Genomic DNA, 14902 nt, shown 5'->3' on the forward strand with positions numbered 1-14902 from the left:
TACACTAGTCAAAAAATTTTTTTTGAACTTATTTTTCGACAGTGATTAAGTTTTTATGCATGAAATTGGAAAAATTATTTTTCGAGGGGAAAGTACCATTATAGGAGGAATTTTATGAAAATCTTTAAGTGGGTATTGCGGGTGCTTCCGTTTGCCTATATGGCGGCTATTTTTATTATGTCGAGCCTGCCTGCTGACCATTTCGTTAAGCTGCCTGATTCCCAAATCGACCATACTATAAAGGAATCGCTGCATTTAATAGAGTTCGCGATTTTGTACGTTTTGCTAGTGCTAGCGATGTTAACCCGCCGAGGAGCGTTCACGTCGGCCTTAAACATAGCCTGCGCTGTTATCGCTGGCCTCTATGGTATCAGCGACGAAATTCACCAATCCTTCTACGCCTACCGCTCCGCATCCTGGTTTGACTTAGTCAAAGACTTCACCGGGATCTTGGTTTGCTTTTATTTTATTAGAGGAGCTTTGTTTAAAGGGAAATTTATGGGACTTGGTAAGGTATTGGGCCGTTTATAGTTTTAGGAAAATAAATTCTGCCCTTTAAGGCCCCTGTAAAGGCTAAGTTCATAGATTTAAGGATTTTATTTGCACTTTTAGGAGAGCCAATATGCAGATAACGTCTCAATTCTGAATTTGTAATCGAGGGCTTGATTAGAAGAAAGTAATCATATATTGCTTGGATATGGGCTGTTTTTGATTTGCACTGACAATTTGGACAGACCCATGTTCCATATACATATTTCATGGAAAAACAGTTACATCCTGGGCATTGAACACCTAGGAGGAGGTCATTTTGGCATAAATGGAAATGTTCTAGTAAATCGGGATTTTCCGGGGTATCATTGGTTAGCAGCAGCCGTTTAACCTTGTTCAGCTCTTTCTTATCAAGTTTCGCATGCTTATTTTGGCTGGCGATTTGCGAGATTTTTTCAATTAAACCTTCACTATTTATTATGTTTGCCAGTATTGATTCATGTCCCGGATCCACGCGAATTGTAGCCTTTTGGTTACTATTTACAAAAAGATAGTGAATCGGAATGTCCAGACAATGATGCTCCTTCAGCCATTTTTTTAGTTTTAACGCCTGCAGCCTGGCCTGTAAGACCGGATTCTTAATTCTTTCCTCGCTGCCGTTCACATGTAAAATAGTTTGGTTTAAGTATTTTTGAAAGAGGTATTCACCGGTACGGTTCTTTACTTCAAGAACTAGGGCAAATGCTGCTGTAAGGAGGATAAAATCCATTTGGAAAAAGTATTTCCCTGACTTTAAGCGAATATTATGGAAAATAAGGTAGTTTGATTCGGGGAGCATACTTAGGTAGAAATCTAGTGATTTCTCTCCATGGTAACCTGCCATCCAGTTCTTATATTCTGTTAAAATGGTTGGCCGTATAGGGTGATTCTCTGCGACTCTTCTGAGTAGTGCCTCATATTTTTTAATTCTCAACGGAACTACACATTCTTTCACAAACAATTGCATCAGTCCTTTCTCTTTTTTTAAAATTTCTCCTCTCTCTGAGAAAATCCTTCACCAATCGACATCAGTCCTTGTCCATTTTGTGAAATTAAGATACCTTTTTAGAGGGCTTTGGGATTTATAGGCCACTTTTTCTTTTTATCTGCCACTTTCACCGGCTTATCTGCCTCTTTACAATTTTATCTGCCACTTTCACCAGCTTATCTGCCACTTCCCATTTCAGCATCAAATCCTTCTACAAACCACCCAAATAAAGCTTAAAAAGACAGGCGTTCAGCCTGGCTCAGGTCATTGTCCCGTACTTTTATTAGAAATCAGCCCTATTCAGCCTGGATCTTATCACTTTTAGTTACCCTTTTTATTGCCCTTTCAAATTTATCGGCCGCTTTGGTGAATTTATCTGCCACTTTTTCTTTTTATCTGCCACTTTTTCTTTTTATCTGCCACTTTAACCAGCTTATCTGCCACTTCCCATTTCAGCCTCAAAATCTTCTACAAGCCACACAAATAAAGCCTGACTCAGGTCATTGTCCCATACCTTTATTAGAAATCAACCCTATATACTCACCCATACAAAAAAACCAGGCATCTCAGCCTGGTTCATTCAACAACAGCTATTTCTTCGCAGTAACTCTATCAAGCATATGGTCGGCTGCTGTAATCTCCACGCCCTTGTAGTAATGCTTCACGATCTCCTGATAAGTCTTTCCTTCTTTAGCCATCCCGTTCGCCCCGTATTGGCTCATCCCGACGCCATGGCCAAATCCCTTCGTCGTTATCACAATATTGTCGCCCTTGCGTTTCCACGCAAAGTCAGACGAGCGCAGCTCCAGTTTTTCGCGGATCTCTATCCCTGATAAAACTTTCCCATTGAAATCGACCTTACCCACGCGCTTGCCTGCCGTCCGGTCGATAATCTTGCCAATTGTCGATCCAGAACCAAGGTTCACGCCAAGCCTGGTTTCAAACTCATGAACGGACATCACCTTTTGACTGTTATATTTTGGGGACTTTTTATCCCACGGACTGGATACACTTCTTAGATAAGGGAATTTCCCTTTCCAAACGTCCTCTGAATTTTCCGTATAGCCATTGCCTGTCGAGAAGAACAAGGCGTCGATCGGCTTGCCGTCATAGGTCAAAATTTGTCCGGCTGTTGCCCGTACAGCATCTACGATCTTCTTCTTTTTCCATTCATAATTTGCGCCCCAGTCCCGCCTCTGCTCCGCATCATTCATATAAACCTGGTGGATTACAGTGTCAGTCACCTGAGCACCTTTTGGAACGCCCAGCGTATCTTTGTTAATTAATCGATTGACGATATACGTTCTCGCTGTTAATGCCTGGGCCTTGAGCGCTTCATCTTTGAAATCCACGGGCATCTCAGCTGCCACTACACCAACGAGGTAATCTTCTAATTGGACACTTTCAATGGTCGATTTCGCAGTCCGGAATACGGCGACATCTACGGCAGGATCGGACGAAGCCGGCACTGCTTTTGCTTCTTTTGCGGGGGTCTTAGTTAAATCTTCCCCTAACTTCCCGCTCGCGTGATGTTCATCAGAAAACGGTAAAACAAGGACTGCAGGAATGATCAATGTCAAGGCAATAAGGACTGCTGCTGCTACGACGAATGGTTTGATTTTTATCATGATAGTGCCTCCAGTTTGCAAATTCACAGCCACACCAAAACATACCAAAGGCGGGATGCGTCTCAATTAATACATATGGAGGCGGACAAGCATTTATTACGATTTTTTCATAAAACTGAACTAAAACGTGGTGTCAGGCACCGCTCATGGACAAATGTCTTTTTCCGGTGCCTGACACCAACCAAAAACCGCTAAACGCAAAAAAGGCCCGATTCTACATCAGGGCCCGTTGTTTTGCGATTGCACGTTATTACTGTATTTTTCCGCCTAACTTGATGCGACGGATAAATAAGATCCATTAAAACCTACGCATTCATATCCGATACAAGGTTTTGGACTTCTGTGAACGTTTCGTCTGCTTCGTTGATCCGTTCGATGTCGGCGCCTAGTCTTGCCAGTTTGCCGTGGAAGTCAACATAGCCGCGGTCTAAGTGTTTCAACTCAGTCACGCGTGTCATACCTTCAGATACTAAGCCAGTTAAAATCAATGCAGCAGCAGCGCGAAGATCTGTCGCTGATACTTCTGCACCTTGTAAATTTGAAGAGCCATTTAAAATAACGGAACGGCCTTCAATCTTGATGTCTGCGTTCATGCGGCGGAATTCCTCGACATGCATAAAACGGTTTTCGAAGACTGTTTCAGTAATCATCGAAGTACCATTTGCACGAAGCAGCAATGCCATCATTTGTGATTGCATATCTGTAGGGAACCCAGGATGCGGCATCGTCTTGATGTCGACAGCCTTCAAACGATCGGTTCCAATGACACGGACGCCATCTTCTTCCTCACGAATTGTGATACCCATTTCTACCATTTTTGCAATCAATGATGATAAATGTTCAGGAACAGCGCCTTTTACCAATACATTACCACCCGTAATCGCTGCGGCCACCATGAAGGTACCAGCCTCGATTCGGTCAGGAATAATATTGTGGTCTGCACCAAATAACACATTTACCCCTTCAATACGAAGAGTTCCAGTGCCGGCGCCGCGAACTTTAGCGCCCATTTTGTTCAAGAAATTGGCAAGATCCACGATTTCTGGTTCTTTTGCCACGTTCTCAATAATTGTCGTACCAACCGCAAGAGTGGCAGCCATCATAATATTTTCAGTGGCCCCAACACTTGGGAAGTCTAAATAAATCTTCGCACCTTGTAAGCGGCCGTTAACTTCCGCTTCAATAAAACCGTTCCCTACCTTAACCGTTGCTCCCATGGCTTCAAAGCCCTTGAGATGCTGATCGATAGGACGGGATCCAATTGCACAGCCACCCGGTAAAGCCACACGAGCACGGCCATTACGAGCGAGTAATGATCCCATGACAAGCACAGATGCTCGCATTTTCCGAACGTATTCGAATGGCGCCTCATCTTTTAACGCTTTGGATGCATCTACTACGACTGTATTGTTTTCAAACGACACTTCAGCATTTAGATTGCGTAAAACTTCATTAATTGTGTATACATCGGAGAGTGTAGGTACATCACGTAATACACTTTTTCCGTCACTTGCTAATAATGTTGCAGCGAGTACAGGCAGAACGGCATTTTTTGCACCTTCAACTTTAACCGTTCCATCAAGCCTTTTTCCGCCGCGGACGATAATCTTTTCCAAGAGTATTCCCCTCCGCGTCCATTTTCTCTATATTAATATTCAATCGTAATGATTGGTGTGCCAACTACGATGGTAGTCTTAGCGCCCATTCCTTCGGAGCGTATGCCAATTTGTAAATTCATGTTCTCTCGTTGATTCTCTATGGAGTCTGTAAACATCGGCGAATTGGCCGAAACAGACATGAAAGTCTCCTCTTTTAACGCTTCGATTTCTTTTGCTTTAAATCTTGACATCATTTGATTCATAGTCTTAGGTAAAGACTTATCCATCTTATCACCGACTGTACCTTTCATACAAGAGAAAACTGTTGGATTTCCTCGAAATATGTCAGTTAGCCTAGTTTTAAATTGACTGGTAGTGAAAAAGGCCTTTGTCGCCGAATTCCACGCTTTACCACCAACACTATATACTATATACGCATTAACAGGTTGTTTTGTGTGGGTTGCCATAATTTGAAGCATTTCTTTGTGGTGTTTTGATGTTGGAGATACTGCTGTGACTTCCCATTTTTGGCTGGTATTTTTCACAGACCATTCCCAATCAGGAAACTTTTCTTGAAGCTTTTCAGCATAGTCCTTAACTTCCTGCTCACTTTTCATGTCAGTCAAATGCTCTCTTGCATAAAAAGTCCATTCATCGAGCAAAATATTTTCGGCTTGTAACATCGAGCCGATTTTTATTAAATCCATTTCTTTTTCAAAAATAGAACTAGTCCCGCCGCCATTTGCTTCACTTGTTTGGTTCCCCATAACAACCAAGATTAAACTTATTATAATAACTACGCTCAATAGGATCTGACTCTTTCTCTTCATCTCTACTCCCCCTTACTACCATTGTTACCAGGTAGAGGAGTAGCATACTTGGGAAATGTCGTCACTTTTTGACAAGTTCTATGCTTTGATGTTATTTTTCCACACAAAGACGATTGTACTCAATTTCTGAACAAATAGAAACATGTATGAAGACCTAAATTTTTTCCAATTAGCTATTTTGCATAATCAAAGGCAGCTGCCTCGACCATTGGAGATAATCAAGGAAAAAGTTACTAACAGATGAACCAATGATTATGGCTAATAATATGTAAAGTAACCGCGCCTGAAATACGTGTCCTGCTTTCAGCAATTGATCCAAACGAATCGCTTGCAAGGCCCACCAGGAAACCGCTATAAAAATTAAATGTGACACAATACTTAACAAAGCCATTTGCCCAAAATCATTTATCATCCTATCCCCCCTTTTTTTCACACATTGTTTATTCTATCACAAACTTCGTCTTTATAGTTTCCTTTTCTATCCATTTTTCAAAAATTCTTTTATAAAATAAAATTCGCCCTCCACTGCATTTTTAGAAGGCGAATTTAATTTGGCCAGCTGACACGACCCCTTTTTCTAATTCCCTGCGACGATTCAAAATTAATTTACCTGATTCCAAACCCTGCCGATATTTAATGGTACATAAACTTTCTCGCCGTGTATTTGCTTGTGAACGATTGGATTTTCAAAGTTAACTTCATTACATTGTTCCCTTCTCATCTTACGTCGTGCTCGAACATTTCCTCCAAAAAAATCAGCCAAGTTCACTTTTGAAATTTTCATCACCTTTACCCCTTTCAATTTGTTGTATGTAAGAGGAAACAAAAGGAAATCCTTTTGTTCCCCCGCATGAATTTTATTTTGCTGCCACGACCATGACTCGTCCTCGGTCTAATTCCTTCTCAAAATGCTGTGCTTCTGTATCCGTTATTCCTAAAGATTCCATTTTTGAACGCAGCTCGTCCCCGCGGGAACGAAAAACATTTGCGATCGAATCAAAGAATCCTTGTTCGTTTACCCCAATCTCATTGGTATCCAGTGCCTCCGACAAATCCTCGGAACGTTCTTTGCCGTGAGCCAATAAGTAAACCTCATCTTTCGTAAACCCTTGATTTAATAATTGCTCAATTTCTTGTTTGGCTTGAAGACCATTCTCCACTAGTTTAACTTGTCTCATTCTAACTACCTCCTAAATAAATTTCGTTAGTAAGTTGAAATGCTACGTGATGTTAATTGGGTGTATAACCCTTTTTCTAAAATTGAAACCTTTTATTAAAATCAATCCATAACCTATTTTAAAATAACAATAAAATTTCTCCTTTCCCAAATAATTACTTGTCAGTACGATGAATTGCCATGCAAGTATAGAAGTTCATCCACGGTTTGTATTCGTTTATCACCTCTTACGTCATCCTTCGGCGTTGAAAATGATTGATCTTCATGATTTGGGATTGTTTCTTTCTCTAGCTTTTCTTGTGCATCTACTGTTCGTTTAGCATATGGAAGGACTACCAACCTCTCATAGGAAATGTTTTCTCCTGTGTCTACACAAACCCCATATGTTCCGTTCGAGATTCTCTCTAATGCCTCATTAACTTCTTCTAGTGTCCTTTTTGCATTCTCAATCAACATCATTTGTTTTTCCCTTTCAGCTAATTCTGTGGCGGTATCAGCAAAGTGATTATCATTACTGGTTAACTCCCCAGATTCCTCGAAGGATAATGGTTGGTTGGATGCTAACAATTGAAGTGTATCGGATTTGATTTGTTCCAATTTCTCCTTAAAATGCATCAGATCTTTTTCAGACAACATGGATTTTTACCTCCCTTTCTTTTCTTAACAGGTAGTTACCCTTTAACACGAAATTCTAAAACTCAAGAAAAGAATGTTTTTATCAAAAAAATGTTTGTCCTTAAAATTATCGGGTATTTATATATCAAGATTGATAAATACAATTTGAAAGGGATGAATTTTCATGGGATTTATTTGGTCTTTAATTATCGGAGGAATCATCGGGTGGTTAGGAGGTCTCGTCATTGGACGTGATATTCCAGGAGGCGTCATTGGAAATATCATCGCCGGATTTATTGGTGCCTTTCTCGGTTCATTGATATTAGGCGATTGGGGTCCTGAAGTCGGAGGATTTTATCTGATCCCGGCCATCATTGGTGCGATTCTTCTTACATTAATTGTCGGCTTCCTTATGAAAAGTATGAAGCGGACTGCTTAATTAAAATGTTCACTCAGGGAGACTGCCGATCACACGCAGTCTCTTTTTATGTTTTTCCACAAGGAAAAAACACCTCAAAAAACAAGGTGCTTCTAGTCTGACTCTATTTTAAAATAGCTCCTCTTCGGGTAGTCCCCAAACTGACACACTTCCGCCGTTAACAAGGAAAGTCGCAAATCCATCGTCTTCAATCTGAATATGCTCGTCGCGTGCTCCTGTAAGGTCCACCCATACTTCTCCTGCCCGCTCTTCACCGCCGAACATTCTTTTTTCACCATCGTCCTGATTAGAAATGAGGACAGCACAGCCTGAACCTTCCAGTTCCTTCAGGCCACGACGGACCCAGCCAATCAAATTGGGATCATCGAAATAATCTTCTTGTTCACCATAAGCTTTTTTACCACGAGCAAATAGGAGCGGATCGATCGCTTCTTTTTTTCCTTCAATCGGTTCCTCTCCTCCAATGCCGAAATAATCTCCATAAAATATACATGGATGACCATCCTTGCGAAGCAGGACCAGCGCATAAGCAGACTGCTTAAACCAATCCTCCACCCAAGATTCAAGGGCTTCGCCTGGCTGGGTGTCATGATTATCCACGAAAGTGACCGCATGCTCTGGATTCGCTTGAACCAAAGTATCATCGAAAATCGTTGTCAGATCAAAATCAGCCCCTGCCTTTGATGCTTCATGGAATTTATAATGAAGGGGAACGTCAAAAATCTGGAGCTTGTGCTCGACATTTTCTAAAAAAGTTTGGCATGCAGAAAGCTCCGGGACCCAAAATTCACCTAGAAAATAAAAGTCGTCTCCTCGCTGCTTCCTGACTTCATCTATAAATTTTTTTATAAAATGATAATCAATATGTTTAATCGCGTCTAAGCGGTAACCGCTGCATTGTAATGTATCAGCAAGCCAGGTTCCCCACTTGATCATTTCCTTCTGTACTTCTGGATGATGGTAGTCAATATTAGCAAACATTAAATAGTCGTAATTACCAAATTCATCATCGACATTGTCATTCCATTCCTTACCGTCTCCGACAATCTGAAAAATTCCTGTTTTCTCCGATTTTGCATCATAGTCAATGCCATTAAAATGCTCAAATCCCCATTTAAAAGCTGAGTACTTATCCTTTCGATTGGAGAACGTGAATTTGGTATAACCCTCTATTTCAAACGGCTCAGAAATCTCTTCTGTTCGGTCTTCCTGGCTCACTTCAATGACTTGAAATTGCTCAGTATCATCCGCCCCGCCTTTATGATTCATGACTACATCTACATAAACATGAATCCCCTGATCGGACAATGCGGCTATCGCGGCTTGTAATTCCTGCTTCGTTCCATACTTCGTGCGGACTGTCCCCTTTTGATCGAATTCACCCAAATCATAAAGATCGTATACTCCATAGCCCGTATCTTCTGCCGATTGACCTTTTGTTACGGGAGGAATCCACACCGAATCGATTCCTTTCCTTTTCAGTTCAGGCGCGATCTCTTTCAGGCGGTTCCAATGTGCCCCATCCGCTTCAATATGCCACTCAAAAAATTGCATCATCGTATGGTTTCGTTTCATGGTTTTTCCCCCTTTATAAAACTCCCGAAAATAGTCGAGCAAATGATTCCTTTACCTTTTCAGTCCATCGTCTTTTATAAAATTCCACTGGGCGGATTCTCAGGCAATCCTCCAAGTCTTCCTCATAATGAGATACAAGGTCCTGGATGGATTTCGCCCCTATTAAAAATAAATTCACCTCAAAATTAAGACGAAAGCTGCGCATATCCATATTGGCCGTGCCAATCGTAGCGAGATCGCCATCCACAATCATCACTTTCTTATGAAGGAATCCTTTTTGGTACGCATATACCTCAACGCCAGCACGCAACAGTTCCGGTAAATAGGAACGCGTCGCATATTGGGTGAGAAAACCATCATTGGTGTCAGGCACCATGATTCGGATCTGAATCCCTTTATGGGCAGCAATCCGCAGTGCGGTTCGAATCGCTGGATTGGGGACGAAGTACGGTGATGCAATCCAAATGGATTTGGTTGCACAGGAGATCATCGCATAATAATGGTCACTCATCCGTTTGGTTTCCGGGCCGGTGGCGACGACATGCACAAGACCATCACCGGATACAGGAATTGGTTTCATATAGCGTTCATCCGTCACCAGCATTTCCCCGCTCACATACCGCCAATCTAATAAAAACACAGCATGCAAGGTTTGGACCGCTTCCCCTTCCAGAAGGACATGGGTATCACACCAGAATCCAAAATTCTCGTCTTCCCCAAGATATTCGATCCCAATATTCAGTCCGCCGACAAATCCAACCTTCCCGTCAACGACAATGATTTTACGATGATTCCGAAAGTTAAACTTTTGATTAATCAGGCCGCTTTTTAATGGTAAAAAGGGCAGGACCCTAATCCCTGCATCCTTCATTCTTCTTACAGCGACGTTTGAAAGGGTAATACTTCCCACCGCGTCGTACATTAAACGAACTTCTACCCCTTCTTGCACTTTATCGATTAAGATGTCGATGATCTCATTTCCTAGCCGGTCATCTCGGAAGATGTAATATTCGAGATGGATAAAGTCCTTAGCATCGTGGAGTGCTTTTTTGATTTCACGGAACGTTTCTTCGCCATTTTTTAAAATTTGGGTGTGAGTATTGGAATTCGTTGGTGTAGCGGCCGCCCGATCCAAATAGTGAGTAAAATGATGCTGGTGATAATTTAATTGGGAAAAATCGATCTTCTCCTTTTTTTGGCTCATTCTTTCAAACACTTCACGGTCCTTGATACGCTTACTTTTAAAAAGATAGCCTTTTAATAACAATTGTCCTGAATAGACATAAATGATATAGCCGAGGATGGGAAGGAATACCAAAATATAAATCCATAAAAGCGTGTTTTGTGCGGTCCGATTTTCAAGAATTAATGAAAATACAGTGATCAAGATCATTCCCCCGTAGAATGCGATGGAAATCACTTTCGACAGGAACGGAACGTTTGTAAAAAACACTAAATAGGCTAACGCAAACATTAAAATGATAAAGACCAATTCCATTCTCCGTGTTTTCATAGCATCGTTCTCCCCATTAATTTATCAAGATACCCTTATGGGGTAATACCCGATTTTCCGGAACTTAAATCATCCTGCCAATAAAAAAAAGGTGCCTGACACCCAATTATGGGTATCTGCACCTACGCTTTTCTGTAAATTCGTTCATGTGGATTAAATTCTTGGTATTGCTTGCCCTTTGGCATAAACAGGATCGATTCTTTGCTGCCTAGGCCAATGAACCCTCCTTCAGCGAGACTGTCGTAAAATAAGCCATGGACTTTCTGCTGCAATTCGTTGTCAAAATAAATCATGACATTTCGGCATAAAATCACATGAAACTCATTAAACGAACTGTCGGCCACTAAATTATGCTGGGCAAAGGTAAGGTTCTCTTCCAATTTGGGAGAAAAATAAGCAAACTGATGATCAGTCGTATAGTACTCGGAAAAGGCCTTTTTTCCGCCTGACTTTAAATAGTTTTTGGTATATTGCTGCATTTTCTTGAGCGGAAAGGCTCCTTTTTGAGCAGAGGAAAGGGCCTTTTCATTAATATCAGTTGCATAAATGGTTGTTTTTTTCGCGAGCCCTTCCTCCAACATCAAAATGGCCATCGAATAGACCTCTTCACCTGTTGCGCAGCCAGCATGCCAAATCCGTATCTCAGGAAGCTCGCGCAATAAAGGCACAACCTGGTTACGAAAAGCAGCGAAGAAACTAGGATCTCGGTACATTTCCGTCATCCGAATCGAGAGATCATTTAATAATCGCTCCAAATACGCTTGGTCGTAAAGGACTTTTTCCAATAAAGCGGTGATCGACGGAAGCCGCTCCGCCTTCATGCGATTCAAGACCCTTCTGGTTAAGGAGGCACGGACATATCCCCTGAAGTCATACCCGTACATTTGATATAAACCCTCGAGCAGCAAATTGATTTCAATATTCTGCAACTCAGTCGGCACTATTGTTTCTGTGAATACTTTGGAATCTGATGGGTTCACTGGGTTTGCCGGATTTACTGGGTTTATCGTGTTTGTCATGTTTATCATGTTTATTGTGTTTGCTGAGTTTGTCATGTTTATCGTGTTAGTCGTATTTATCGAGTTTGTCTTTTTCGTCAATCCTGATCCACCTGCTCTGTCAGCCACACCCTCATCAAGGAGAATAGTTGATCGATATTTAATGGCTTCATAATATAATCAGAGGCACCTGCTTCCATACACTTATCACGTTCTCCTTTCATGGCTTTAGCGGTCAACGCAATAATTGGCAGACTTTCCATCTCCAGGTCATGACGGATCGCTTTCATTGCCTCATAGCCTCCCATCACTGGCATCATGATATCCATGAACACCAGGTCGAAGTCGGCTTGGCCTTGTAAAATTTCAATGGCGCGCTTTCCGTTCTCAGCGACTTGAACCACCACTCCTTTTTTCTCAAGTGCCGTCACAAGCGCGTATACATTCCGGCCATCATCCTCGACAAGAAGCACTTTTTTCCCTTTAAACAACCGTTCATCTGAAGTTTCCGCTTCTGTTCGGTCGACGGATGGCGATTCTGTTTCATCTATATATTCCTGGTCCTCAGTCATCTCACTAGCACTTGCCGCCACTTCCTCCAGCGCCAGAACATGAATCAAATCATGGCTGACAGGCGCAAGTCTGCTCGGTATATATAAGGTGAACGTACTTCCCTTATCTTGCTCGCTTTCAACTTCAAGCAGCCCGCCAAGCAAACGGGTAAATTCACGGCAAATCGATAATCCCAGTCCCGTTCCGCCAAATTGCCTGTTCGTGGTCCCGTCGACCTGTTGGAAGGCATCGAAAATAATTTGCTGCTTTTCTACTGGAATACCGATTCCAGTATCAGTGACAGCAATGGCCAGCACGTCGGCATCCTCATGCAGGTCAGGCAGTTCCTCGACTTTTTCAAGCGGAGCAAGTTCAATTCGTACCGTGACGCCGCCCTGTTCTGTAAATTTGAAAGCATTGGATAATAAATTTTTCAAAATCTGCTGCAATCTTTGTCCATCCGTCGAAATGACAGGAGGAACATCCGGATGTGTGACCACGTCAAAGGTCAAATTCTTTTTTCTTGCAACGGGGTCGAACAGATTCCTTAATGTCTGAGGAATTTCTGTTACGTTCACTTCATCCGTCAAAATTTCGATTTTCCCCGCTTCAATTTTTGATAAATCGAGGATATCATCAATCAGCCTCAACAAATCACCGCCAGCCGTATGAATAACACTTGCGTATTCTTCTACTTCTGACATGGTTAGCTCATTATTATTCTCCATCAGCATTTGCGACAGAATCAGAATACTGTTCAATGGTGTGCGCAGTTCATGCGACATATTGGCGAGAAAATCCGTCTTGTATTGCGAACTCATCTTCAGTTTTCCTGAATAGTCTTCTAATTCATCTTTTGCCTTTTTAAGTTCCAGCGCTCGCTGTTCGGCATATTGCTTTTCCATTTCCAAATATCCATTGGCCATTTGCAGCTGTTCTTGCTGCATTTGTAATTCTTCCGATTGCGCTTGGAGTTCTTCTGATTGCGCCTGTAGTTCTTCTGTTAGAATTTGCGATTCCCCTAAGAGCCTTTCCACTTCCATTCTTCCAGTCACATTGGTAATCGCTGAACCAAACTTGTCTTGCAGCAGATCGACTAAGGTAAGGTGCTGTGACAGGAATGGCTGAAGCGCTGCGAGCTCAATCACGGCCTCTACCTTGCCATCTACTAAAATCGGAGCAATCAATAGATTCCTTGGTGAGGAAGCACCTAGGCCAGAGGTTACTTTGATATGTTCCTCCGGCAGCTGGTCAGTAAGAAAGATTCTTTTTTCGACAGCAGCCTGGCCGATCAGTCCCTCTCCCAATCGGAAACTCGCTGCAGCAGCGCCTCCATCTGCAACTGCATAGCCTGCCGCTTTGACGAAATAGACTTCGCCCCCTTCATTTTTGCGAAGATACACTACACCAAAAGAAGCTTGGAGTAATGGCGCCAGTCTTGAAATAAACGATTGCGTCAAGTCGCTAATATCGGTAATTCCTTGATACAACGTTGAAATATCCGCCATACTTTTCTGAATCCAATTATGTTTCTCTAGATTGCTTAGCAGATTGTTCATGGCCTCCGCAAGCTCCTGGGTTTCGTCACGCGTATTCACCTTCATCCGTGTCGTCAAGTCGACCTCTGACTCCGAATCAGTGATCCCTTTAATTGTTTTTACCACCTGATTAATGGTTCGAACAATTGAATTAGACTGTAGCATCGCCATCACGATTGTGATGAGTGTTACCAAACCAATCAGCGCGTACAACGTCACTTTTAAATTTTGATTTTTTTGTTTGAGTTGGCTGATCCGTCCTGCCATCATTTTCTTTTCACTGGTCAGAAATGATTCAAACTGCGTGCGGAGCTGGTCGGACATTCTTTTTCCTGTTCTTTTCTTAAAATGTTCGTCCAAGGCCGATTGATTATTGGCTTTTTTAGCATTGATGACAAATTCTCCGGAATTGGCCATCCAACTTGAAATCAGCGGTTTAATCTCCTCCAAACTGCGTTGCTGCCTGCTGTTAGCGTCGAGCAGGGTATGAAGTTTATTGTAATTATCCAGCCAGTTTCGACTACCTTGATTATAAGGTTCCAGGTACTCCTCATTACCCGTGATCGCATACCCTCTCATTCCGGTTTCCATGTCGAGAACATTTTTTTGAATTTGGTTCGTTAGATCGTGTACCTCAATATCATGTCCCGATATGAAGTCCACCTCTTTCTGTAAATCTGCCATTCTATCAATCACGATGAGCAGGGATATCACCAAGCAAATCAAGATGGTAAAGTATCCTGTAATGATTTTCGCCCGAATGTTGTAGTTGAAGCCTTTTATTGTAACCGCCTCCTTGCAAAAGTGGTCTATAAAGATATCCTTATTCTAGCATATCACTATATCCGTATCACCCAACTCGGAATTGGAGATTCCGTAATCTGCATTTGTCCAACACCTCTTATTACCCGTTTCTATCATTT

At 42.0% G+C, this 14902-nt stretch carries 14 protein-coding genes; 2 read left to right on the plus strand and 12 right to left on the minus strand.

Going from position 1 to position 14902, the window contains the following annotated elements:
* The first annotated feature begins 114 nt into the window (after positions 1–114).
* Complete coding sequence (locus QNH17_RS28660; protein ID WP_283876683.1) at positions 115–531, plus strand: VanZ family protein; 417 nt, start codon at positions 115–117, stop codon at positions 529–531.
* On the opposite strand, the gene QNH17_RS28665 is transcribed toward QNH17_RS28660, so the two are convergent.
* From QNH17_RS28665 to QNH17_RS28700, 8 genes are all read right to left on the minus strand, one after another.
* On the minus strand, positions 497–1495 hold the full coding sequence (locus tag QNH17_RS28665) for a nuclease-related domain-containing protein (RefSeq protein ID WP_283876684.1): 999 nt from the start codon (positions 1493–1495) through the stop codon (positions 497–499). The two genes, QNH17_RS28660 and QNH17_RS28665, sit on opposite strands and share 35 nt — an antisense overlap.
* A 611-nt stretch (positions 1496–2106) precedes the next feature.
* Entirely contained in the window at positions 2107–3144 is a 1038-nt protein-coding gene (spoIID, locus tag QNH17_RS28670) for a stage II sporulation protein D (protein ID WP_283876685.1), read from the minus strand.
* 305 nt (positions 3145–3449) lie between these two features.
* Positions 3450–4760, minus strand: a complete 1311-nt coding sequence (gene murA / locus QNH17_RS28675) for a UDP-N-acetylglucosamine 1-carboxyvinyltransferase (RefSeq protein WP_283876686.1) — start codon at positions 4758–4760, stop codon at positions 3450–3452.
* 32 nt (positions 4761–4792) lie between these two features.
* On the minus strand, positions 4793–5572 hold the full coding sequence (locus QNH17_RS28680; protein ID WP_283876687.1) for a YwmB family TATA-box binding protein: 780 nt from the start codon (positions 5570–5572) through the stop codon (positions 4793–4795).
* A 169-nt stretch (positions 5573–5741) separates the two neighbouring features.
* The gene (locus QNH17_RS28685) at positions 5742–5984 is read right to left on the minus strand and encodes a DUF1146 family protein (RefSeq protein ID WP_144550790.1); all 243 of its coding nucleotides are present in this window, start codon (positions 5982–5984) and stop codon (positions 5742–5744) included.
* Positions 5985–6173: 189 nt separating this feature from the next.
* On the minus strand, positions 6174–6356 hold the full coding sequence (locus QNH17_RS28690) for a hypothetical protein (protein WP_283876688.1): 183 nt from the start codon (positions 6354–6356) through the stop codon (positions 6174–6176).
* Positions 6357–6429: 73 nt separating this feature from the next.
* Positions 6430–6750 (minus strand): YflT domain-containing protein, encoded by a 321-nt coding sequence (locus QNH17_RS28695; RefSeq protein ID WP_283876689.1) that lies wholly within the window; start codon positions 6748–6750, stop codon positions 6430–6432.
* A 161-nt stretch (positions 6751–6911) separates the two neighbouring features.
* The gene (locus QNH17_RS28700) at positions 6912–7385 is read right to left on the minus strand and encodes a TraR/DksA C4-type zinc finger protein (RefSeq protein ID WP_283876690.1); all 474 of its coding nucleotides are present in this window, start codon (positions 7383–7385) and stop codon (positions 6912–6914) included.
* A 163-nt stretch (positions 7386–7548) separates the two neighbouring features.
* Between QNH17_RS28700 and QNH17_RS28705 the strand changes: the two genes are divergently transcribed.
* Positions 7549–7803, plus strand: a complete 255-nt coding sequence (locus tag QNH17_RS28705; protein ID WP_283876691.1) for a GlsB/YeaQ/YmgE family stress response membrane protein — start codon at positions 7549–7551, stop codon at positions 7801–7803.
* Positions 7804–7911: 108 nt separating this feature from the next.
* On the opposite strand, the gene QNH17_RS28710 is transcribed toward QNH17_RS28705, so the two are convergent.
* From QNH17_RS28710 to QNH17_RS28725, 4 genes are all read right to left on the minus strand, one after another.
* Positions 7912–9378, minus strand: coding sequence for an alpha-amylase (locus tag QNH17_RS28710; protein WP_283876692.1), 1467 nt, complete (start codon positions 9376–9378; stop codon positions 7912–7914).
* A 13-nt stretch (positions 9379–9391) separates the two neighbouring features.
* Complete coding sequence (cls, locus tag QNH17_RS28715) at positions 9392–10891, minus strand: cardiolipin synthase (RefSeq protein WP_283876693.1); 1500 nt, start codon at positions 10889–10891, stop codon at positions 9392–9394.
* A 122-nt stretch (positions 10892–11013) separates the two neighbouring features.
* A complete protein-coding gene (locus tag QNH17_RS28720) occupies positions 11014–11991 on the minus strand; it encodes a CheR family methyltransferase (RefSeq protein WP_283876694.1) in 978 nt (325 codons plus the stop codon).
* Positions 11988–14705: a CHASE3 domain-containing protein gene (locus QNH17_RS28725; protein ID WP_283876695.1), complete on the minus strand. Its 2718-nt coding sequence runs from the start codon at positions 14703–14705 to the stop codon at positions 11988–11990. The genes QNH17_RS28720 and QNH17_RS28725 overlap by 4 nt, the downstream gene beginning before the upstream one ends.
* Positions 14706–14902 lie beyond the last annotated feature (197 nt).

Source organism: Neobacillus sp. SuZ13, from assembly GCF_030123365.1.
GTDB lineage: Bacteria > Bacillota > Bacilli > Bacillales > Cytobacillaceae > Neobacillus.